This is a genomic window from Salinarimonas rosea DSM 21201, from assembly GCF_000429045.1.
Classification (GTDB): domain Bacteria; phylum Pseudomonadota; class Alphaproteobacteria; order Rhizobiales; family Beijerinckiaceae; genus Salinarimonas; species Salinarimonas rosea.
The window spans coordinates 188,773-208,480 of the sequence record NZ_AUBC01000006.1; the positions used below are offsets into that span (position 1 = coordinate 188,773).

General features: G+C 73.5%; 21 protein-coding genes. 17 read left to right on the forward strand and 4 right to left on the reverse strand.

The features are described from left to right. Nucleotides 1-63 precede the first annotated feature (63 nt). From G407_RS0106080 to G407_RS0106100, 5 genes are all read left to right on the forward strand, one after another. Nucleotides 64-1,221, forward strand: coding sequence for an FAD-dependent oxidoreductase (locus tag G407_RS0106080; RefSeq protein WP_029030098.1), 1,158 nt, complete (start codon nt 64-66; stop codon nt 1,219-1,221). A 163-nt stretch (nt 1,222-1,384) separates the two neighbouring features. Further along, nucleotides 1,385-2,626 (forward strand): glutamate-5-semialdehyde dehydrogenase, encoded by a 1,242-nt coding sequence (locus tag G407_RS0106085; protein ID WP_052341036.1) that lies wholly within the window; start codon nt 1,385-1,387, stop codon nt 2,624-2,626. A gap of 7 nt (nt 2,627-2,633) precedes the next feature. Continuing rightward, the gene (locus G407_RS26045) at nt 2,634-3,260 is read left to right on the forward strand and encodes a nicotinate-nucleotide adenylyltransferase (RefSeq protein ID WP_052341009.1); all 627 of its coding nucleotides are present in this window, start codon (nt 2,634-2,636) and stop codon (nt 3,258-3,260) included. A 73-nt stretch (nt 3,261-3,333) separates the two neighbouring features. Next, a complete protein-coding gene (locus G407_RS0106095; RefSeq protein ID WP_043539038.1) occupies nt 3,334-3,981 on the forward strand; it encodes a hypothetical protein in 648 nt (215 codons plus the stop codon). 81 nt (nt 3,982-4,062) lie between these two features. Further along, complete coding sequence (locus G407_RS0106100; protein WP_029030101.1) at nt 4,063-4,677, forward strand: LysE family translocator; 615 nt, start codon at nt 4,063-4,065, stop codon at nt 4,675-4,677. On the opposite strand, the gene G407_RS0106105 is transcribed toward G407_RS0106100, so the two are convergent. Continuing rightward, a complete protein-coding gene (locus G407_RS0106105) occupies nt 4,674-5,150 on the reverse strand; it encodes a nucleoside deaminase (protein WP_052341010.1) in 477 nt (158 codons plus the stop codon). The two genes, G407_RS0106100 and G407_RS0106105, sit on opposite strands and share 4 nt — an antisense overlap. Nucleotides 5,151-5,192: 42 nt before the next feature. On the opposite strand from G407_RS0106105, the gene G407_RS32830 reads away from it, so the two are divergent. Continuing rightward, nucleotides 5,193-7,211: a pseudouridine synthase gene (locus G407_RS32830; protein ID WP_052341011.1), complete on the forward strand. Its 2,019-nt coding sequence runs from the start codon at nt 5,193-5,195 to the stop codon at nt 7,209-7,211. A 4-nt stretch (nt 7,212-7,215) separates the two neighbouring features. Continuing rightward, the gene (gene rsmD / locus G407_RS0106115; protein ID WP_029030103.1) at nt 7,216-7,773 is read left to right on the forward strand and encodes a 16S rRNA (guanine(966)-N(2))-methyltransferase RsmD; all 558 of its coding nucleotides are present in this window, start codon (nt 7,216-7,218) and stop codon (nt 7,771-7,773) included. A gap of 19 nt (nt 7,774-7,792) precedes the next feature. Here the strand turns inward: rsmD and G407_RS30240 are convergent, their stop codons facing one another. Beyond that, nucleotides 7,793-8,035, reverse strand: a complete 243-nt coding sequence (locus G407_RS30240) for a hypothetical protein (RefSeq protein ID WP_156917481.1) — start codon at nt 8,033-8,035, stop codon at nt 7,793-7,795. Nucleotides 8,036-8,129: 94 nt separating this feature from the next. Next, nucleotides 8,130-8,699 carry a hypothetical protein gene (locus tag G407_RS0106125; protein WP_156917482.1) on the reverse strand — a complete coding sequence of 190 codons (570 nt, stop codon included), beginning with the start codon at nt 8,697-8,699 and terminating at the stop codon, nt 8,130-8,132. A gap of 315 nt (nt 8,700-9,014) precedes the next feature. On the opposite strand from G407_RS0106125, the gene G407_RS26060 reads away from it, so the two are divergent. The 10 genes from G407_RS26060 to G407_RS0106175 all read left to right on the forward strand — a co-directional run bounded on the left by G407_RS26060 (nt 9,015) and on the right by G407_RS0106175 (nt 18,760). Next, a complete protein-coding gene (locus G407_RS26060; protein ID WP_052341012.1) occupies nt 9,015-10,490 on the forward strand; it encodes a DEAD/DEAH box helicase in 1,476 nt (491 codons plus the stop codon). A 144-nt stretch (nt 10,491-10,634) separates the two neighbouring features. After that, nucleotides 10,635-11,093 (forward strand): hypothetical protein, encoded by a 459-nt coding sequence (locus G407_RS0106135; RefSeq protein WP_029030106.1) that lies wholly within the window; start codon nt 10,635-10,637, stop codon nt 11,091-11,093. Between the two features lie 219 nt (nt 11,094-11,312). Further along, a complete protein-coding gene (gene mbhE, locus G407_RS0106140) occupies nt 11,313-13,637 on the forward strand; it encodes a hydrogen gas-evolving membrane-bound hydrogenase subunit E (RefSeq protein ID WP_029030107.1) in 2,325 nt (774 codons plus the stop codon). 3 nt (nt 13,638-13,640) lie between these two features. Then, nucleotides 13,641-14,048, forward strand: coding sequence for an MnhB domain-containing protein (locus G407_RS0106145; protein WP_029030108.1), 408 nt, complete (start codon nt 13,641-13,643; stop codon nt 14,046-14,048). After that, a complete protein-coding gene (locus G407_RS26065; protein ID WP_043539039.1) occupies nt 14,045-14,443 on the forward strand; it encodes an NADH-quinone oxidoreductase subunit K in 399 nt (132 codons plus the stop codon). The genes G407_RS0106145 and G407_RS26065 overlap by 4 nt, the downstream gene beginning before the upstream one ends. After that, a complete protein-coding gene (locus tag G407_RS26070; RefSeq protein WP_043539041.1) occupies nt 14,436-15,983 on the forward strand; it encodes a Na+/H+ antiporter subunit D in 1,548 nt (515 codons plus the stop codon). The genes G407_RS26065 and G407_RS26070 overlap by 8 nt, the downstream gene beginning before the upstream one ends. Further along, nucleotides 15,980-16,324: a Na+/H+ antiporter subunit E gene (locus G407_RS0106160; protein ID WP_029030109.1), complete on the forward strand. Its 345-nt coding sequence runs from the start codon at nt 15,980-15,982 to the stop codon at nt 16,322-16,324. Before G407_RS26070 ends, G407_RS0106160 begins: the two co-directional genes overlap by 4 nt. Next, nucleotides 16,321-16,614 (forward strand): MrpF/PhaF family protein, encoded by a 294-nt coding sequence (locus tag G407_RS0106165; RefSeq protein ID WP_052341013.1) that lies wholly within the window; start codon nt 16,321-16,323, stop codon nt 16,612-16,614. Before G407_RS0106160 ends, G407_RS0106165 begins: the two co-directional genes overlap by 4 nt. Then, on the forward strand, nt 16,611-17,855 hold the full coding sequence (gene mnhG, locus G407_RS32260) for a monovalent cation/H(+) antiporter subunit G (protein WP_210163082.1): 1,245 nt from the start codon (nt 16,611-16,613) through the stop codon (nt 17,853-17,855). Before G407_RS0106165 ends, mnhG begins: the two co-directional genes overlap by 4 nt. Nucleotides 17,856-17,983: 128 nt before the next feature. Next, nucleotides 17,984-18,760 (forward strand): N-acetylmuramoyl-L-alanine amidase, encoded by a 777-nt coding sequence (locus G407_RS0106175; protein WP_029030111.1) that lies wholly within the window; start codon nt 17,984-17,986, stop codon nt 18,758-18,760. Here G407_RS0106175 and G407_RS0106180 read toward each other — a convergent pair. Beyond that, complete coding sequence (locus G407_RS0106180; RefSeq protein WP_029030112.1) at nt 18,753-19,613, reverse strand: DUF1206 domain-containing protein; 861 nt, start codon at nt 19,611-19,613, stop codon at nt 18,753-18,755. The two genes, G407_RS0106175 and G407_RS0106180, sit on opposite strands and share 8 nt — an antisense overlap. Nucleotides 19,614-19,708 lie beyond the last annotated feature (95 nt).

Below are 19,708 nucleotides of genomic sequence, written 5' to 3' on the forward strand. Positions count from 1 at the left end.
ATGCGCGCGTCGTGTCCGACGCGGCGCGGACGCGACGGCGATGCGAACGACCGGGAGAGTGCGATGGCGGGCGTGACGCGTCTGGTCCTGGCGGGGGGAGGGCACAGCCACGCGATCGTGCTCGACGCCCTGCGCCGCAGGCCGGAGCCGGGGCTCGAGGTGACGCTCGTCTCGCCGGCGGCCGCCTCGCCCTATTCCGGCATGCTGCCGGGCCACGTCGCCGGGATCTACAGCCGCGAGGCGATGCACATCGACGTGCGCCGCCTCGTCGCGGCCGCGGGCGGGCGCTTCGTCGAGGACGCGGTCGCGCGGGTCGACGCGCCGGCGCGGCGCGTGCTGACGCGCGGCGGCGCGACGATCCCCTACGATCTGCTCTCGCTCGACATCGGCATCACCCCCGACCTCTCGGCCATCGCCGGCGCAGACGCGCACGCGATCGCGGTCAAGCCCATCGGCGACCTCCTCGACAAGCTCGATCGGCTGGTCGCCGCCGTGCGGGCGCCCGACGGGCCGCAGGACGTGGCGATCGTCGGCGGCGGCGCGGCGGGCCTGTGCCTCGCCTTCGCGCTGGCGCGGCGGCTGCGGGCGGAAGCCGCCGACGCCGGGCGGGACGGCGCGCGCCTGCGCCCGACGCTGATCACGGCCCACGCTCTCCTGCCGGACCTCAACGCCCGCGCCCGCCGCCTCGCCCGCGCGGCGCTGGCGCGTGCCGGCATCGGGCTCGTCGAGGACGACCGCGCCTGCGCGATCGCGCCGCGGTCGGTGACGCTCGCGAGCGGCCGGGAGATCGCGGCCGACGCGACCCTCGTCGCCGTGGGCGCCGGCGCGCCGCAGCTGATCGCGCAGTCGGGCCTCGCGACCGACCCGCAGGGCTTCCTCGCCGTGCGGCCGACCCTCCAGGCCGTGGGCGACGACGCGATCTTCGGCGCAGGCGATTGCGCCACGTCCGTCACGGACCCGCGTCCCAAGGCCGGCGTCTTCGCCGTGCGCCAGGGTCCGGCGCTCGTGGAGAACCTGCGGCGCGCCGTCCGCGGCGCGCCGCTCCTGCCGTTCCAGCCGCAAAAGGACTGGCTCGTGCTGATGTCCACCGCCGACGGGCGCGCCATCGCCGCGCGGGGCCGCCACCTCGCGCTGGAAGGGCGCGCGGTCTGGTGGCTGAAGGACCGGATCGACCGGCGCTTCGTCGAGGGGCTGGCGGTGCGCGGAGCGCGCCCCGCGTGACCTCGCGCCCGTCGCCGTGCTAAGAGCGACGTCCCCGTGTCGCCAATGCCTTCGCGAGCGAGAGCCCATGTCCGCGTCGACCGCACCCGAGCCCGCCGCCAAGAGCACCGCGAAGCCCGCGCCGCTGCGCGCCGTGCCCGCGTCGTCGCCGCTCGAGGGCATCATGCGCCAGATCGGCCGCGCCGCACGCGCCGCCGCGCGCAGGCTCGCCGTCACGCCCGCGGCGACGAAGGACGCGGCGCTCGCCGCCATGGCCGCCGCGATCCGCGAGGACACGGCTGCGATCCTCGCCGAGAACGCGGCGGACGTGGCGGCGGCGCGGGCGGCCGGGCAGCCGGCGTCCTATCTGGACCGCCTGACGCTGACGCCGGAGCGCGTCGAGGCCATCGCCGCCGCCGTCGAGGCGATCGCGGCGTTGCCCGATCCGGTGGGCCGGGTGCTCGCCACGTTCGAGCGGCCGAACGGGCTCGTGATCGAGCGCGTGGCGACCCCGCTCGGCGTGATCGGGGTGATCTTCGAGGCGCGCCCCAACGTCACCGCGGACGCCGGCGCGCTCTGCCTCAAGGCGGGCAACGCCGCGATCCTGCGCACCGGCTCCGATTCGATCCGCGGTGCCGGCGCCATCGCCGCCGCCATGCGACGCGGGCTGAAGCAGGCGGGGCTGCCGGAGGACGCGATCCAGCTCGTGCCGACGAAGGACCGCGAGGCGGTCGGCATGATGCTCGCCGGCCTCGACGGCAACGTCGACGTCATCGTGCCCCGCGGCGGCAAGAGCCTCGTCGCGCGGGTGCAGGCGGATGCCCGCGTCCCGGTCTTCGCGCACCTGGAGGGCATCTGCCACGTCTTCGTCCACGCGGCGGCGGACCTCGAGATGGCGAAGGCGATCGTGAAGAACGCCAAGCTGCGGCGCACCGGCATCTGCGGCGCGGCCGAGACGCTCCTCGTCGACCGCGCCTGCGCCGCGACGCACCTCGCGCCCCTCGTGACCATGCTGCTCGACGCCGGCTGTGCGGTGCGCGGCGACGAGGCCACCCGCGCCGTCGACCCGCGGGTCGAGCCGGCGAGCGAGCAGGATTGGCGCACGGAATATCTCGACGCGATCATCTCCGTGCGCGTCGTCGACGGCATCGAGGAGGCGATGCGCCACATCGCGACGTACGGGTCCGGGCATACGGAATCGATCCTCACCGAGGACGCGGCGGCGGCGGAGCGGTTCCTGGCGGAGGTCGATTCGGCCATCGTGATGCACAACGCCTCGACCCAGTTCGCCGACGGCGGCGAGTTCGGCTTCGGCGCGGAGATCGGCATCGCCACCGGGCGTATGCACGCCCGCGGGCCGGTGGGCGTCGAGCAGCTCGCCTCGTTCAAGTACCGCGTGCGCGGCACGGGCCAGACACGGCCGTGACCCCCGCATGATCCGGCTCCCGCCGGCGGCGGCCGGCATGCGAATCGGGCTGTTCGGCGGGTCCTTCAACCCGCCGCACGCGGGCCACCTGCATGTCGGGCGCATGGCCATCCGCCGCCTCCGGCTCGACCGGCTCTGGTGGCTCGTGACGCCGGGCAATCCGCTGAAGGAACGCGCGGGCCTGCCGTCGCTGCCGGAGCGCATGGCGGCGGCGCGGCGGCTCGCGCGCGATCCGCGCATCGTCGTCACCGGCTTCGAGGCCGAGCTGCCCGCGCCCTACACGATCGGCACGATCCGCTATCTCCAGCGCCGGCTGCCGGAGGTGCGCTTCGTCTGGATCATGGGGGCGGACAGCCTCGCCACCTTCCATCGCTGGCAGGACTGGCGCGAGATCGCCGCACGCGTGCCGATCGCGGTGGTCGACCGCCCCGGCCTGACGCTCGCCGCACCGTTCTCGCCGGCGGCGCGGGTCCTCGCGCGCGCACGCCGGCCGGAGGGCGAGGCGGCCGCGCTCGCCGACGCCGCGCCGCCGGCCTGGACCTTCCTGCACGGGCGCCGCTCGACCCTCTCCTCGACGGCGCTGCGCCGGGCGAGCGCGACGGGCGGCGGAACCGAAGCGGTCCCCGGCGCCTGACTCCCTGCGCGGGGCGCGGCCGTTCGCGGCGCGGGAGGCGAGGCGAGAAAGAGGCGAGGGGAGGAGGATCGCGATGACCGAGGTGCAGGACGCCGTGCTCGCGCGGCTGATGGAGCGCCACGGGCGCACCTTTTGCGACGAGCTCGGCATCGACATCGCGCGCGGCACGCCCTCGCCGCTGTTCCGCTGGCTGGTCGCCTCGATCCTGTTCTCGGCGCGCATCGGCGCGGACCTGGCGACGAAGGCGGCGCGGGCGCTGTCGGACGCCGGCTGGCAGACCTCCGGCAAGATGGCGCAGAGCACCTGGGAGGAGCGGGTGCGCGTGCTCAACCAGTCCGGCTACGCCCGCTACGACGAGAGCACCGCGCGCATGCTCGGCGAGGACGTCGCGCTCGTCGAGGAGCGCTGGAAGGGCGACCTGCGGCGCCTGCGCGAGGCGGCGGGGCGCGACCCGGAGGAGGAGCGCACCCTCCTGAAGGAGTTCAAGGGCCTGGGCGACGTCGGGGCCGACATCTTCTTCCGCGAGGCGCAGATCGTCTGGGACGAGCACTACCCCTTCGTCGATGGGCGCGGGCTCGAGACCGCACAGGACCTCGGCCTTCCCGGCGACGCCACGACGCTGGCCAAGCGCGTCTCCAAGCGCGACCTGCCCCGGCTCGCGGCGGCGCTCGCCCGGGCACGGCTCGAGGGCGATCTCGACGCGATCCGCAAGGGCGATTGACAAGGGCGGTCGAGGACGCGTGCGGATGGCGCGGGGTGCTCGAACGGCGTATGAGGTTTACAACCTGTCCCGGAGCGCCCCATGGACCTCGCCGCCCTCCTCGCCTTCGCCGCGATCCTCTTCGTCGCCGCCGCCGCACCCGGCCCGGGCATCGCGGCGATCGTGGCGCGCGTGCTCGGCCGCGGGACAGACGGGGCCGTGGCCTTCACCATCGGCCTCGCCATCGGCGACGTGGTCTGGCTCACCTGCGCGATCTTCGGGCTCGCGGCGCTGGCGCAGAGCTTCCACGGCGTGTTCGTGGCCGTGAAGCTGATCGGCGCGGCCTACCTGCTCTACCTCGCCTGGAAGCTGTGGACCGCGCCCGTCGTCGCCCGCGAGATCACGGCGCAGGCGCCGAAGGAGGGCGTCGCCAGGCTGTTCCTGGCGGGCCTCGCCGTGACGCTCGGCAACCCCAAGACAATGGTCTTCTACCTCGCCCTCCTGCCCACCGTGCTCGACGTCGCCTCGGTGACGGCGCTGGGCTACGCCGAGCTCGTCGGCGTGACGCTCGCCGTGCTCGGCGTGGTCTTCGCCGGCTACATCGTGCTGGCCGCCCGCGCCCGGCGCCTGTTCACCAGCCCGCGGGCGATGCGGGTGCTGAACCGGGTGACCGGGACGGTGATGGCGGGGGCGGCGGTCACGGTGGCGACGCGCTAGCGCCGCTCCCTGAAGAAGCCTCGCAAGAGCTCCCCCGCCGCCACCTCCCCGATCCCGGAATAGACCTCCGGCGCGTGGTGGCAGGTGGCTTGCGCGTAGAACCGCCCGCCGTGCTCCACGCCGCCGCCCTTCGGGTCGGCGGCGCCGTAGTAGAGACGGCGGATGCGCGCGAACGAGATCGCGGCGGCGCACATGGCGCAGGGCTCGAGCGTGACGTAGAGGTCGCAGCCCACGAGACGCTCGTCGCCGATCGCCGCGCAGGCGGCGCGGATGGCGACGATCTCGGCGTGGGCGGTGGGATCGTTCTCCTCGCGGGTGCGGTTCGCGCCCCCGGCGAGGACGCGGCCGTCCTTCACCACGACGGCGCCGACCGGCACCTCGCCGCGGCCGGAGGCGGCGCGCGCTTCCTCGAGCGCGCGGTCCATGAAGCCGGCCTTCGCACCGCCCGAATCGGATCCGCTCCTCGCCGTCATGATGCCCTCGCGTCGCCGCAGACGAAGTGCTATCAGGCGCGCATGGCGAACACCACAGACGACACCAGGAAGCCCCGGTCCGACCGCGGGCGCAACAGCGAGCGCGGAGCGCGCGGTGGCGCGGGCGCACGCGGCGACGCGAGGGCCGGCGAGCCGTCGGGCGCCGGTCCGCGCCGCGAGGGCAGGCCGGCCGGGAAGCCGTTCGCGGGCAAGGGCGCCGGCAAGGGTGCCGCCGGCAAGAGCTTCGCCGGCAAGGGCGCTGCGGGCAAGAGCTACGCGGGCAAAGGCTCGGCGGGCAAGAGCTTCGCCGGCAAGGGCTTCGCCGGCAAGAGCTTCGCCGCGAACGGCGCCGAGCCGCGCCGTCGGCAGGACGGCGAGGGATCGCGCGCGCCCGACTACCGCGCCCGCGCCGAGCGGGACGAGCGCCCGGCCCGGCCCGCGCGCGAGGGTGCCGAGCGCCCGGCGCGGTTCGCCCGCGACGGCGAGGCGCGTCCGCCCCGCGCGCCCCGGCCGGACGGCGGCCCGCCGCGCAAGCCGGCCTTCGGCAAGCCCGCCGGCTTCGGCAAGTCTCCCGGCTTCGGCAACTCTGCGGGCTTCGGCAAGCCTGCGGGCTTCGGCAAGAAGCCCGGGTTCGGCGGCAAGCCGGCTTTCGGCAACAGGCCCGCCGCGCGCTCCGCCCCGTCGCGCCTCGCGCCGCAGGTCGCGCGCGAGGAGGAGCGGATCGCCAAGGCCATCGCGCGCGCCGGCGTCGCCTCGCGGCGCGACGCGGAGGAGATGATCGCGGCCGGCCGCGTCACCCTCGACGGCGTGGTGCTGACCTCGCCGGCGGTGAACGTGAAGCCCGGCGCCGACATCCGCATCGACGGCGACAGGCTTCCCGAGCGCGAGCGCACGCGCCTGTGGCTCTATCACAAGCCTCGCGGGCTCGTGACCACGGCCAAGGACCCGGAAGGACGCCCGACCGTCTTCCAGGGCCTGCCGGAGGACATGCCCCGCGTCGTCACGATCGGACGCCTCGACATCAACACCGAGGGGCTGCTGCTCTTGACCAACGACGGCGGGCTCGCCCGCGTCGTCGCCCATCCCGAGACCGGCTGGCTGCGCCGCTACCGCGTGCGCGCCTATGGGCAGGTCGGGCAGGACCGGCTCGACGCGCTGCGCCAGGGCGTCGTCGTCGACGGCATGGAGTACGGGCCGATCGAGGCGAAGATCGACCGGTCGCAGGGCGACAACGTCTGGATCACGATGGGCCTGCGCGAGGGCAAGAACCGCGAGGTCAAGCGCGTGCTGGAGGAGCTGGGGCTGCAGGTCAACCGCCTGATCCGCCTCTCCTTCGGCCCCTTCCAGCTCGGCGACCTGAAGGAGGGCGCCGTCGAGGAGGTGCGCACCAAGGTGCTCAAGGAGCAGCTCGGCGCGGCGCTGGCGCAGGCGGCGGGTGTCGACTTCGAGAGCCCGGTGCGCGAGCCCGTGGAGGAGCGCGCGCCCGAGCGTGCGCCCCGCGGCGCGCGCCCCGTCTCGCGGCTCCAGCAGGAGCGCGACCGCGCCCGCTTCGCCGAGCCCGGCGCCGCGCGGGGGCGCAATCCCGCGGGCGAGCGGCCGGCGCGGGACGCGCGGCCGGATCGCGACGCGCGGCCCGGTCGCGACGGCAAGCCCGGTCGAGACGAGAGGCCCGCGCGTGGGGGCAAGCCGGGCTTCGGGAGCAAGCCCGGGTTCGGAGGCAAGCCCGGCTTCGGCGAGCGCTCCGCGGCCGGCGCGCGGCCGGGCCGCGGCGGCGCCGACAGGCCCGCGCCCGAGAAGCGCCCCTTCTGGGACAAGCCCCGGAGCAGCGTCTGGCGCGCCGAGGAGAGCGCGGGCGACGACAGGCGCCCGAAAGCGCGCCGCGGCGGCGAGACCGCCAAGGCGGAGCGCGCGGCGGGCGGCGAGCGCCTGCGCGAGCGCGTCGGCAAGATCGCCGGCAAGGCCGGGCGCGTGCTCGTCGAGCGGGTGAAGGGCTCGGGCGGCGAAGGCTCCGGGACGGGCGGCGGCGGCCGCAAGCCGAGCGGCGGCAAGAAGAAGGGCTGAGGCCATGCGGATCGTCGGCGGCCGGTTCAAGGGCCGCGCGCTCGCCGGCCCGCGCTCGGACTCGATCCGCCCGACCTCGGACCGGCTGCGCGAGACCCTGTTCAACGTGCTGGCCCACGCCTACGGCGACCCGGTCCCCGGCGTGCGGGTGATGGACCTGTTCGCCGGCACCGGCGCCATGGGTCTCGAGGCGCTCTCCCGGGGCGCCGCCTTCGCGCTCTTCGTCGACGAGGGCGCGCAGGCGCGCGGGCTGATTCGCGAGAACGTCGAGGCGCTCGGACTCGGCGGAGTCACCCGGCTCTTCCGCCGCGACGCGACGAAGCTCGGCGCCGCCGATCGCTTCGAGCCCTTCGGCCTCGTCTTCTGCGACCCGCCCTACGGCCGCGACCTCGCCCCCGCCGCCCTGGCCTCGGCCGCGCAGGGCGGCTGGCTCGCGCCGGGTGCGCTGTGCGTGCTGGAGGAAGCCGCGGAGGCTGCGCTCCCGTGCCCGGAGGGGTTCGAGGAGGTTGAGCGGCGGACGTACGGGGACACGCAGGTGATGTTCGCCCGGTGGTGCGGCTGAGACGTCGCGGGGCGGTGCGTTACTCCGGCTCGCCGAGCCGTTCGCGCAGCAGCGCTTCCGGCCCGAAATCCTCGGCGGGGCGCCGCTCGACCTTGCGCCCTTCGACCAGGAGCTCCTCTCCCGAGATCCCCAGGAGGAGGTCGCTCGCGGTCTCCAGCGTCCAATTGCCCGGCGAGGCGAGGAGCCGTCCGACCACCTCGGGACGCTTCCCGATCCGCCGCGCGAGCTCCGCCTTGGTGAGCCCCGCCGCCTGCGCTTCCATGAACCGTTCGAGCACGAGGCCGAACACGCGATTGCGCAGACGTTGACCGAAATAGGCCCTCACCCCGGGCGACAGTGCGCTGCCGGGCTCGACGTCAGACCAAGAGCGCTCTCTCGGAGATGTATTCTTCGACATCCGCACCTCCGTTCCCGTGACGCCCTGCGTCACCGAACACCATCCGCCACTGCTTCCGCGCGTCCTCGATCGCGACGGCATATTCGGCCGACGTCCCTCGTCCGAGCGGCGGTCGCGGCAGCCAACGCACCGCCCGGGACCGGGGCCAGCACGACAGTGCCACGAAGACGTCTCGTGCCGCGAAGGCACCGAAGACCCGCAGCCCGGGCGACGGCTCCCTGCTCCGCACGTCCCAGATTTCGTCGCGCGTCTCGTGAAGCAGGGCGGAGTTCGCGCTGCGCGCCCGGAACGGCTCGAGCGACACCGTCACGATCCCTCCACGTGCGAAATCCTCGAGATCCGCCCGGAGCCTCGTGCATCTCTTCTCCGCGTCCTCGCATCCCCAGGGGCCGAAGACGAGGCCCTGTATCTCCGGCGCGAGGAGAACGACGCGCCTCGCAGGAGCGGGGTCGTAGAGAAAAGGCAGATGCGCGAGCTGCCCCTTGCCGACCGCGACGTGGATGAGATCCGATATAGACATGAAAGTCAATCACCACTAGCTCCGGCCGCACTATGGCCGAGCCTGCAACCGCCCGCAAAGCGATCATTGACATCCCGCCCCGCCTGCCCCATCTCTGCACTGCAGCATCGGCGCCCTCTCATGGAGCGCCCTGGCCCGGCTGCGTGAGGCCGCCCCGTTCCACGGGGGCGGGACCGACCCGGGCCTTCGGATGCCGCCATCCCCGTTCGCCCCATCACGCGGGTCGTTCCCGATGACACGAGCCTCCGCTCGGGGATCGGCGCGCGCCCTCAGGAATCGCGTGCGCTCCCGGCGCGGGCTCCCCGCACGTGAAAGCACGATCTCTTGACCACATTCTCCGACCTCGGCCTCTCCGCCCCGATCCTCGAGGCGCTCGCCCGCGAGGGCTACGAGCGTCCGACCCCGATCCAGGGCCAGGCCATCCCGCCGGTCCTCGCCGGCCGCGACCTGCTCGGCATCGCGCAGACCGGCACCGGCAAGACTGCCGCGTTCGCCCTGCCGATGATCCAGCGGCTCGCCGCCGACAAGAAGCCGGCGCCGCGCAAGGGCTGCCGCGCGCTGATCCTCTCCCCCACCCGCGAGCTGGCGAGCCAGATCGAGGAGAGCTTCCGCGCCTACGGCCGCGGCTCGAAGCTCACCTCCACCGTCGTCTTCGGCGGCGTGCCGGTGCCGCGCCAGGAGCGCATCGTCGCGAACGGCGTCGACATCCTCGTCGCCACGCCCGGGCGCCTGCTCGACCTGATCGACCGGCGCTCGCTGTCGCTCTCGAACGTCGAGATCCTGGTGCTGGACGAGGCCGATCAGATGCTCGACCTCGGCTTCATCCACGCGCTGCGCCGGATCGTCACGCTTCTGCCGAAGCAGCGCCAGACGCTGTTCTTCTCGGCCACGATGCCGACGACGATCGCCTCGCTGGCCGACGGCTACCTCACCGACCCGGTGAAGGTCTCGGTCGCGCCCGTCGCGACCACGGCCGAGCGCGTCGAGCAGCGCGTCACCTTCGTGTCGCAGCCGAAGAAGCAGCCGCTGCTCGAGCACGTCCTGCGTTCGCCCGACATCGAGCGCGTCCTCGTCTTCACCCGCACCAAGCACGGTGCGGACAAGGTGGTGCGCGGGCTCGAGAAGGCCGGCATCCCCGCCTTCGCGATCCACGGCAACAAGAGCCAGGGCCAGCGCGAGCGCGCGCTCGGCGCCTTCAAGAACGGCTCGTGCAAGGTGCTGGTGGCGACCGACATCGCCGCACGCGGCATCGACGTCGAGGCCGTCTCGCACGTCGTCAACTTCGACCTGCCGAACGTGCCCGAGCAGTACGTCCACCGCATCGGCCGCACGGCCCGCGCGGGCGCGTCCGGCATCGCGCTGTCGTTCTGCAACGAGGAGGAGCGCGCCTACCTGCGCGACATCCAGAAGCTCACCCGCCTGACGGTGCCGGTCGAGCCGGTGCCCGCGGGCTTCGATGCCGGCGCCGTCGCGCCGCTCGCGGACGAGCCGGCCCGCGCGCCGCGTCCCGCGGGTGCGGGTCGCAACAACCGCCGCGGCGGGCGCGGCAACGGCGGCGGCGGGGCGCAGCGCCCCGCGCATGCCGGCCATGCGCCGGCGGCCGCGAAGGGCGAGCCCGCCCGCGGCGGGCGGCCCGCCGCGCGTCCCGCGAAGCCGGCAGCCGGCGACGGGTCCCGCAAGCCCGCGTCCGGCGCGCCGGCGGCCCGCGGCCGCGGCGATCGCGACGGGTCGAGCATCGCCTGGCTCTCGGGCTCCGGCGCCGGCGGGCCCTCCGGCTCGCGGCCGCGCCGCGGCCGCTGAGGCGCGCGCCGGCGGGGGCGAGTCACGGCCACGGCGAGGACGACACGGGTCCCGCTCCTTCCCGGAGCGGGGCCGCTTCCCGTCGCCCTCTGGACAGGAGCCCTGCACCGTTCCCATATATGCCGGACCGCCGAAAGGAGCATCATGGCCGGAATCTCTCTTTCCGTCGAAGGCGACAAGATTCAGCTCTCGTTCCAGAAGGACGACCAGTCGACCGCGATCGTGATGGACGCGGGCGCCGCGCGCACGCTCGCCTCGGCGCTGACGCAGCTGCTCGACGTGATGGACGAGGCGCTCGACGACGAGGAGCTCGAGGAGGCCTTTTCCGACGAGGAGCTGACCGAGGAACTCGCCCGGCAGCTCGCGGAGGAGGACGGCGAGGACGGCGCCGAGACGATCGAGGGCGAGGTCGTCGACGTCACCTCGCCGACGATCGACATCGGCCTCGACCAGGAGGGCCACGCGGTGGTCTCGCTGCGTGCCGGCCACCTGCCGCCGATCATGCTGCGCCTCCAGGACGAGGAGGCGCGCCACATCTCCCAGTCGCTCGCCGAGATCCTCGGCGCCCCGCGCGACGCGCGGATGAGCCAGGGCGGGCACTGAGGCAGGGCGGGCACTGAGGCAGGGCGGACGATCCGGCCGTCCGGAGCTCCGAACGCGCCGGCCTCGCGTTCGGGAATCCGGACACGGAACCGGGCGCCACGTCCGGAAGCCCGGACGCGGCTCGTCGCCCGCGACATGATTTTCTAGCTGAATCAATGGCTTGAGTTCCTGGCACGCGCCTTGCGGAGCCTCCCCCGAATTCACGGAGGAGCTCTGCTCGTGGACCTCTCGACCATCCTGCTCGTCGCCCTCGCCGGCTCCGTTGTCGCGCCCTTCGTGGTCGCGCGCGCCGGCGTGCTCGGCGGCCCGCTCGCCGCGGTCCTGCCGGCGGCGCTGTTCGCCTGGTTCTTCGCGCAGATCGGCGCGGTCGGCACCGCGCCGATCGTCGAGGTGGTGCCCTGGGTGCCCTCGCTCGGCATCGACCTGACCTTCCGGCTGGACGGGTTCTCGCTCCTGTTCGCGCTGCTGATCACCGGCATCGGCACGCTGGTGACGCTGTATGCGGCCTCGTACATGGCCGAGAAGCCCGCCTTCGTCCGGGCGCAGTTCCTGTTCTACATCCTCCTGTTCATGACGGCGATGCTGGCGACGGTCACCGCCGACAACCTCGTCGCGCTGTTCGTCTTCTGGGAGATGACGAGCCTGCTCTCGTTCCTGCTCGTGGGCTTCCAGAGCGAGGACGCGAAGGCGCGCAAGGCGGCGCTCCAGTCCCTCCTCGTCACCGCGAGCGGCGGGCTGGCGCTGCTCGCCGGCATCATCCTGATCGGCGTGGAAGCCGGCACCTTCTCGATCGCGGCCCTCGTCGCGAACCCGGCGCCGGTGCTCGACAGCCCGCTCTTCCCGCTCATCGTGGCCTGCGTGCTGATCGGCGCCTTCACCAAGTCGGCGCAGTTCCCGTTCCACTTCTGGCTGCCCAACGCCATGAAGGCGCCCACCCCGGCGTCGGCCTACCTGCACTCGGCCACCATGGTGAAGCTCGGCGTGTACCTGCTGGCGCGGCTCGACCCGGTCTTCGCCGGCGCGCCGTGGGTGGGGGCGACGCTGGTCTTCTTCGGCGGCCTGACCATGCTGATCGCCGCCGTTCAGGCGCTGCGCGCGATCGAGCTCAAGGCCGTGCTCGCCTACTCGACGGTGGCCTCGCTCGGCACGCTCGTGATGCTGATCGGCCTCGACGGGCCGGTCTCGTCGGTGGCGGTCGTGGGCCTGATCCTGGCGCACGCGCTCTACAAGGCGACGCTCTTCTTCTGCGCGGGCATCGTCATCCACGCGACCCACGAGACCCGGCTGCGCGCGCTCGGCGGGCTGGCGAAGCTCCTGCCGTTCACCGCGGCGGCGACCGTGCTCGCCTCGTTCTCGATGGCCGGCCTGCCGCCGTTCATCGGCTTCATCTCGAAGGAGTACCTGTTCGAGGCCAAGCTCGAGTCCTCGCTCGACACGGTGGCCGTCACGATCGGCGTGCTCGTCAACGCCGTCATGGTGGCGATCGCCGGCGTGCTGGCGCTGCGGCCCTTCTTCGGGCGTCCGAAGAAGGCCTTCCATGTCGAGCACGGCGAGCAGCCGGGGATGACGGTCGGGCCGCTGCTCCTCGCCGTCGTCGGCGTCACCTTCGGGCTCGTGCCCTCCCTCGTCGCCTATGCGCTGATCGAGCCGGCGGCGATCGCGATCCACGGCGCGCCGTTCGATGTCTCCTTCAAGCTCTGGCACGGCTTCACGCCGATGCTGGCGCTCTCCGGCCTCGTCGTCGCGCTCGGCGCGGTGCTGGCCTGGTTCTGGGACCCGATCCATCTCGCCATGCGCCGCCGGCGCGCCTTCGACGAGGTCTTCCTCGACCGCGGCTACGACCTCGTGCTCGGGCGCACGCTCGCGCTCGCGCGCTGGTCGACGAACGTCCTCCAGAACGGGGACCTGCGCGTCTATGCGGCGGTGGTGTCGGCGACGGTCACGGGGCTGCTCGCCTACGGCCTCCTCGCCGGCGAGGGCCCGGTCCTGCCGGCGATCGCGGGCGAGCCGGTGCGGCCCTACCTCCTCGTCGTGTGCGCGCTGATCGTCGCGGGCTGCCTCGTCGCCGCGGCGGTGCCGTCCCTCGTCTCGGCGATCGTGGCGGTCGGCCTGTCGGGCTACGGGCTCGCGCTCGTCTTCCTGCTCAACGGCGGGCCGGACCTGGCGCTGACCCAGTTCTCGGTCGAGACGCTGTTCGTCGTCATCGTCATGGCGGTGCTGCTCAAGCTGCCGATCGTGGCGCGGTCGTCGCGCACGACCGGAGAGCGCTGGATGGACGGCGCGCTGGCGGCCGCCTTCGCGGCCTGCATCCTCGTCGCCACGCTGTGGATCGCCGCCAAGCCCTTCAACCCGGAGCTGACGGAGTACTTCGCCGCCACCGCGGTGCCGGAGGGCTTCGGCCGCAACGTCGTCAACGTCATCCTCGTCGACTTCCGCGCGCTCGACACGTTCGGCGAGATCGCGGTCGTCGCCTTCGCGGCGCTCGGCGCCTGGGCGCTGCTGCGCTCGGGCGGCGGGTCGCGTCGCGCAAGCAAGGGAGCCTGAAGAATGCCCTCGCTCATCCTCACCGCGGTCGTGCGGATCTTCTTCGTCATCATGCTCGTCGGCTCGCTCTGGGTTCTCCTGCGCGGCCACAACGAGCCCGGCGGCGGCTTCATCGGGGGCCTCGTCGGCGCGGCCGGGTTCTCGGTTCTGGCGCTCGCGCTGGGCGTCGAGGCGGCGCGGCGCGCCCTCGTCCTCCACCCCGTCGTCCTGATGGGAGCGGGGCTCGCCGTCGCCTTCGCCTCCGGCGTGCCGGGGATCCTCACCGACGGGTCGTTCCTCACCCACCAGTGGGGCACCCTCGCGGGCGTGAAGCTCGGCACGACGATCGTCTTCGACCTCGGCGTCTACATGGTCGTCGTCGGCGGGGTCCTCTCCTTCATGTTCCGGCTCTACGCGGAGGACGCGGTATGACGCTCGTCTACGCCATCACCATCGCGGCCTATGTCGGCTGCGGCCTCTACATGATGCTCTCGCGTCACGTGGTGCGCATGATCCTGGGCCTGACGCTGCTGACGAACGGCGCGATCTTCCTGATCTTCTTCTCGGGCCGCATCGGCTCGTCGATGCCGCCGGTGATCCCGCAGGGGTCGGACGCGCTCTCCGCCGACGCCGCGAACGCGCTGCCGCAGGCGCTGGTGCTCACCGCCATCGTGATCGGCTTCGCGCTGACCGCCTTCGCGATCGCGCTGGCGCTGAAGGCCTACCGCAGCCTCGGCACGCTCGACGTGCGCGAGATGAAGGCCGCCGAGGCGCTCGGCGCGCCGGATGCGCCCTCCTCCTCCCAGACGGTGACCAACCATGGCTGACGCCACCGCCCTCCTCGTCCTCTGGCCGGTCCTGATCCCGATCGCGACCGCCGCGCTCACGGCCGCGCTGTGGAAGAGCCCGGTGGCGCAGCGCCGGGTCGGGCTCGCCAGCCTCGCCCTCCTGCTCGTCGCCTCGCTCGCGCTCGTCTGGGCGGTGATCGACGAGGGCGTCATCGCCAAGCAGTTCGGCGCCTGGGCCGCGCCCTTCGGCATCAGCTTCGTCGCCGATCCGCTGTCGGCGGCGATGATCGCCATCTCGGGCATCCTCGCCTTCGCAGTCGGCATCTTCGCGCTTTCCGACATCAAGGAGCGCCACGAGCGTGCGGGCTTCCACCCGCTCTTCCACGGCCTGCTCGCCGGCGTGAACGGCGCCTTCCTGACCGGCGACATCTTCAACCTGTACGTCTGGTTCGAGGTGATGCTGATCACCACGCTGGGCCTGCTCGTGGTCCAGCGCGGGCGGGCGCAGATCGACGGCGCGCTCAAGTATGCCGCGATGAACCTGTTCGGCACGATCCTCTTCCTGATCGCGGTGGCGCTCCTCTACGGCGCGACCGGCACGCTGAACATGGCCGACCTCGCGCGCATCCTGCCGCAGATGGAGATGTCGCCCGGCCTCACCGCCTCGGCGCTGCTGTTCCTGGCCGCCTTCGGCATCAAGGCCGGCGTCTTCCCGCTCTTCTTCTGGCTGCCGGCGAGCTACCACACGGCGCCCATCGCCATCGCGGCGCTGTTCGCGGGCCTGCTGACGAAGGTCGGCGTCTACGCGGCGTTTCGCGTCTTCACGCTGATGTTCGAGATGGAGGGCGGGGCGCTTCGCGAGATCGTGGCCGTCGTCGCGGCGCTGACGATGATCACCGGCGTGTTCGGTGCGGCGATCCAGTGGAACGTGCGCCGGATCCTGTCCTTCCACATCATCAGCCAGATCGGCTACATGCTGATGGGGCTGGCCATCGCGACGCCCGTCGCGATCGCGGGCGCGGTCTTCTACATCGTCCACCACATCATCGTGAAGGCGAACCTGTTCCTGCTCGCGGGCGCGATCAAGCACGCGGCGGGGACGGACGACCTGCGCAAGGCGGGAGGCCTGCTCAAGTCTCACCCCTGGCTCGCGGTGCTGTTCCTGATCCCGGCGCTCTCGCTCGCCGGCATCCCGCCGCTGTCGGGCTTCTGGGCGAAGTTCCTCGTCATCGACGCGAGCCTGCGGGTGGAGGCCTGGTGGCTCGCCGCCGTGGCGCTCGGGGTGGGCGCGCTGACGCTGTTCTCGATGTCGAAGATCTGGATGGAGGCCTTCTGGAAGAAGCCCGTCCTCGTGCGGGCGACCCCGCGCACGGTGCCGGTGGCCTTCGTCGTGCCCATCGCCCTGCTCGGCGCGGTGACGCTGACGATCGGCCTCTTCGCCGATCCTTTCGTCGAGTACGCCCGCACGGCGACCGCGATGCTCGTCGACCCGACCGACTACATCGCCGCCGTCTTCCCCGGCGAGGCGCCCGTGCGCACCGTCGAGTACCCCGCAGCGACCCAGGGAGCCATCGAATGAGCATCCTCCTCTCCCCCTCCCGGCTTCTCGCCTTCGCCCAGCTCCTCGTCACCTTCGTCGCGGAGCTGGTGAAGTCGGCGGTGCGCGTCGCCGGCGCGGTGCTCTCGCCGCGCCCGGCGCTGAACCCCGCCGTCGTCGCCGTGCCGATCGCGCTCGAGACCGACCTGGGCATCGCGACCCTCGCCAACCTCGTCACGCTGACCCCCGGCACGACGTCGCTCCACGTCTCGGAGGCCCGCGACACGCTCTACGTCCACGTCCTCGACAGCCCCTCCGCCGAGGCTGTCGCCGCGGACATCAAGACCACGTTCGAGACACTGATCCGGAGGATCGAAGGATGATCGAGCAGATCGACGCCGCCCTCACCACCGTCGCGCTCGCGCTCACCGTGGTGCTGGCGCTCGCCATCGCCGGCGCCGCCTTCCGCATGATCGTCGGGCCTGGCTATGCCGACCGCTTCGTCGCGCTCGACATGCTCACCGGCATCGCGGTCGCGGCCTGCGGGCTCACCGCCGTCGTCACCGGCCGGCGCGAGTTCCTCGACGTCGGGCTCGGCCTCGCGCTGATCGCCTTCGTCGCCACCATCGCCTTCGCGGCCTTCCTCGAGAAGAAGCAGAGGGAAACGTCATGACCGCGCTCCTCGCCCTCGCCCTCAAGCTCGTCGGAACGGGCTTCCTCGTGATCGCGACCGTCGGTGTCCTGCGTTTCGAGGACCCGTTCCAGCGCATGCACGCCGCCACCAAGGCGGGCACCCTCGGCGCCGGCCTGGTGCTCCTCGGCGTCATGCTGACCAAGGGCTCGCTGGACGCGACCGTCGTCGCCTTCCTCACGCTCGTCTTCCTGATCGGGACGATGCCGGTGGCGGGACACCTGCTCGGCCGCGCGGCCTACGTGTCGGGCGCGCCGCTGCGCTCGCGGGAGGATGCGCTCGCCGGCGTGCTGCCGCGCGCGCCGCATCCGCTCGAGGAGCGCACCGGGCTCGGCTTCCTCGCCCCCGCGCCGGTCGCCGGCGCCGCGACGCCGGTCTTCGGTCGGCAGCCCGTCGCCGCACCGCGGCCCGCCCCGGCGATCGAGGAGGCGCCCTACGAGACCGGCTTCGCCGGCGTGCGCTTCGCCGTCATCGCCCCGCATGCGGGCATGGTCACCCGCCGCGCCATCGCGCTCGCGCAGGCGCACGGCGCGCCGCTCACGGCGGTCGCGGTGATCGACCGCGAGTGCATCGAGAGCGCCCGCGTGCCCGGTGCCCGCGACGTGGTCCGGGCGAAGCTCGCCGAAGCCATCGAGGAGATGCACCGCGAGACGCGCGAGCGCCCGCAGCCCCTGGCGCTGGCCTACGAGGAGGGCGATCCGCTGGCGCTGATCCCGGCGCGCTCGGCGGAGAGCCGCGAGCTGCTCGTGCTCCCCACCGACGGCTGGTGCCACCACGGCGCGGGCGTGACGCTGCCGGTGTTCGAGGAGCGGCTCGCCGACAAGCTGTTCGCGGTCTCGCGCCGCCACGAGGGCCCGACCCTCTTCGTCGCCGGCGAGGCCCGTGCGGGCGGTCCCCTCGTCGTCGTGCACGACGGCGGGCGCCGCGCCCAGCGCCTCGCGGCCTGGGCGCTCGCGACGCGGCTGTGGCCGGTCGAGGCCGTGACCGTCGTGGGATCGGCGGCGAGGGAGCAGGTGGAGGCGCTCGCCGCGATCGCCGCCGACGCCGGCGCCGCCGTCACGCACGTGCGCACGCCCAAGGCGCCGGCGGGCGCGATCCTGCCGGCGCGCTTCGCCGAGGCCGCCGCGATCGTCCTGCCGGCGCAGCCCCGGCGCGCGTGCGCCTACGGCACGTTCTGGCAGGATGCGATCGTGCCGGGCTGGCGCGGGGACGTGCTGGTGTGACAGAAGAGGGGGCCGGCCGCCGCGGCCCGCCCCCTTCCCGGACGCTGTGATTCCCGCGTCCGGTCTGCCAGGGAGGGTTCGCGGATGCGCGGCGCCGGCTGCACGCTATCCTCCGTTCCCGACGTTCGATGCTCCATCCCACACCCGAATCCCCCCACGCCCGCAAGGTCTTCCCCTCGCCCAACCACGGCGAGCGCAAGGACGGGCGGCGGCCGGACATGCTCGTCCTGCACTACACCGGCATGCCGGATGCCGGGCAGGCCCTGCAATGGCTGTGCAACCCGGTCTCCCAGGTGTCCTGCCACTACTTCGTCTTCGAGGACGGCCGCACGCTGCAGCTCGTGCCGGAGGGACGGCGGGCCTGGCATGCGGGCGTGTCGAGCTGGGCCGGCGAGACCGATCTCAACTCCGTCTCCCTCGGCATCGAGATCGCGCATCCCGGGCACGACGCCGAGGGGCGGCTCGCGGACTATCCGGAGGCACAGGTCGCGGCGGTGATCGCGCTGTGCCGGGACCTCGTCGCCCGCTGGGCGATCCGTCCCGAGCGGGTGCTCGCCCATTCCGACATCGCGCCCGCGCGCAAGCGCGATCCGGGCGAAAGCTTCCCCTGGGCGCGGCTCGCCGGAGAGGGCGTCGGGCACTGGGTGGCGCCGACGCCGATCCGCGACGGCCGCTTCTTCCAGCGCGGCGAGGAGGGCCGGCCGATCGAGGCGCTGCAGGCGATGCTGGCGCTCTACGGCTGGGGCGTTCCGATCGACGGCGTGTTCGGCGAGACGACGGAGCAGGTCGTGACGGCGTTCCAGCGCCACTTCCGGCCCGAGCGCGTCGACGGGGTGGCGGACGCGTCGACCATCACGACGTTGCGGGACCTGCTGGCCGCGCGGGGTCGAACGCCCGTCAGCTGACCTTTCTGGCCCCGCGCTGCGCGGCGCGCTTCGCGTCGCCGGCCGCGTCGTCGATGTCGGGCGCATCGATGCGCCGGTAGACCGCCTGGACGACGCCGAAGGCGCCGAAGGCGAACAGGCCGGCGGCCACCAGCGCGAGGAGGATCCAGCCGTAGGGCTGCTCCTGGAGCGTGCGCAGCGCGCCGCCGAGCCCCCGCGCCTCGCTCGACTGCGCCTGCCAGGCGGCGACGACGAGGAAGCCGCCGATGATCAGGAAGACGATGCCGCGTGCCGCGAAGCCGGCGCGGCCGAGGGGCACGACCCAGCCGCGCTGGGCGGGGGCGTAGTGGAGGTGCTTCGTCACGTCGCCCTTCCAGGCGCGGACGAGGAACCCGACACCGGCCCCCGCGATGCCGAGCCCGACGAGGCCCAGCAGCCAGCGCCCGAACGGCTTCGCCATCAGCCAGGCCGACCAGCCCTGCGCGCCCTCGTCTCCCGACCCGCCCCCGCCGGTCGCCCAGCCGAAGGCGAGGCCGGCGGCGTAGACGGCGAGCGAGAGATAGACGATCCCGCTGATCACGTGCGCCGCGCGGACGGCGAGGCCCTTGCCCGACGTGCCGCGACGGTCGGCGTCGGTCAGCGCCGCGACCTCCCGCCAGACCGCGAAGGCGACGAGCCCGAGCGCGATCACGGCGAGCAGCGCCTTGCCGAACGGCTCGTCGATCAGGCTCGCGAGCGCGCTGCGGCTGCCGCCGGTGTCGCCCCCGGCGCCGACGGCCGCCATCACGGCGAGCCCGCCGACGATCATGTAGACGATGCCTCGGGCGGCGTAGCCGACCCGGGCGGTGGTCTCGAGCGTGTTCGCGTTCGCCATCGCGGCCTCCCCGTGCGTCGCATCGCCGAGAATGAAGTCCGCGGCCGCGCGGCGGTTCCGAGCGCGGTGCGTCGCCGCCTTCACGGGCGACGACA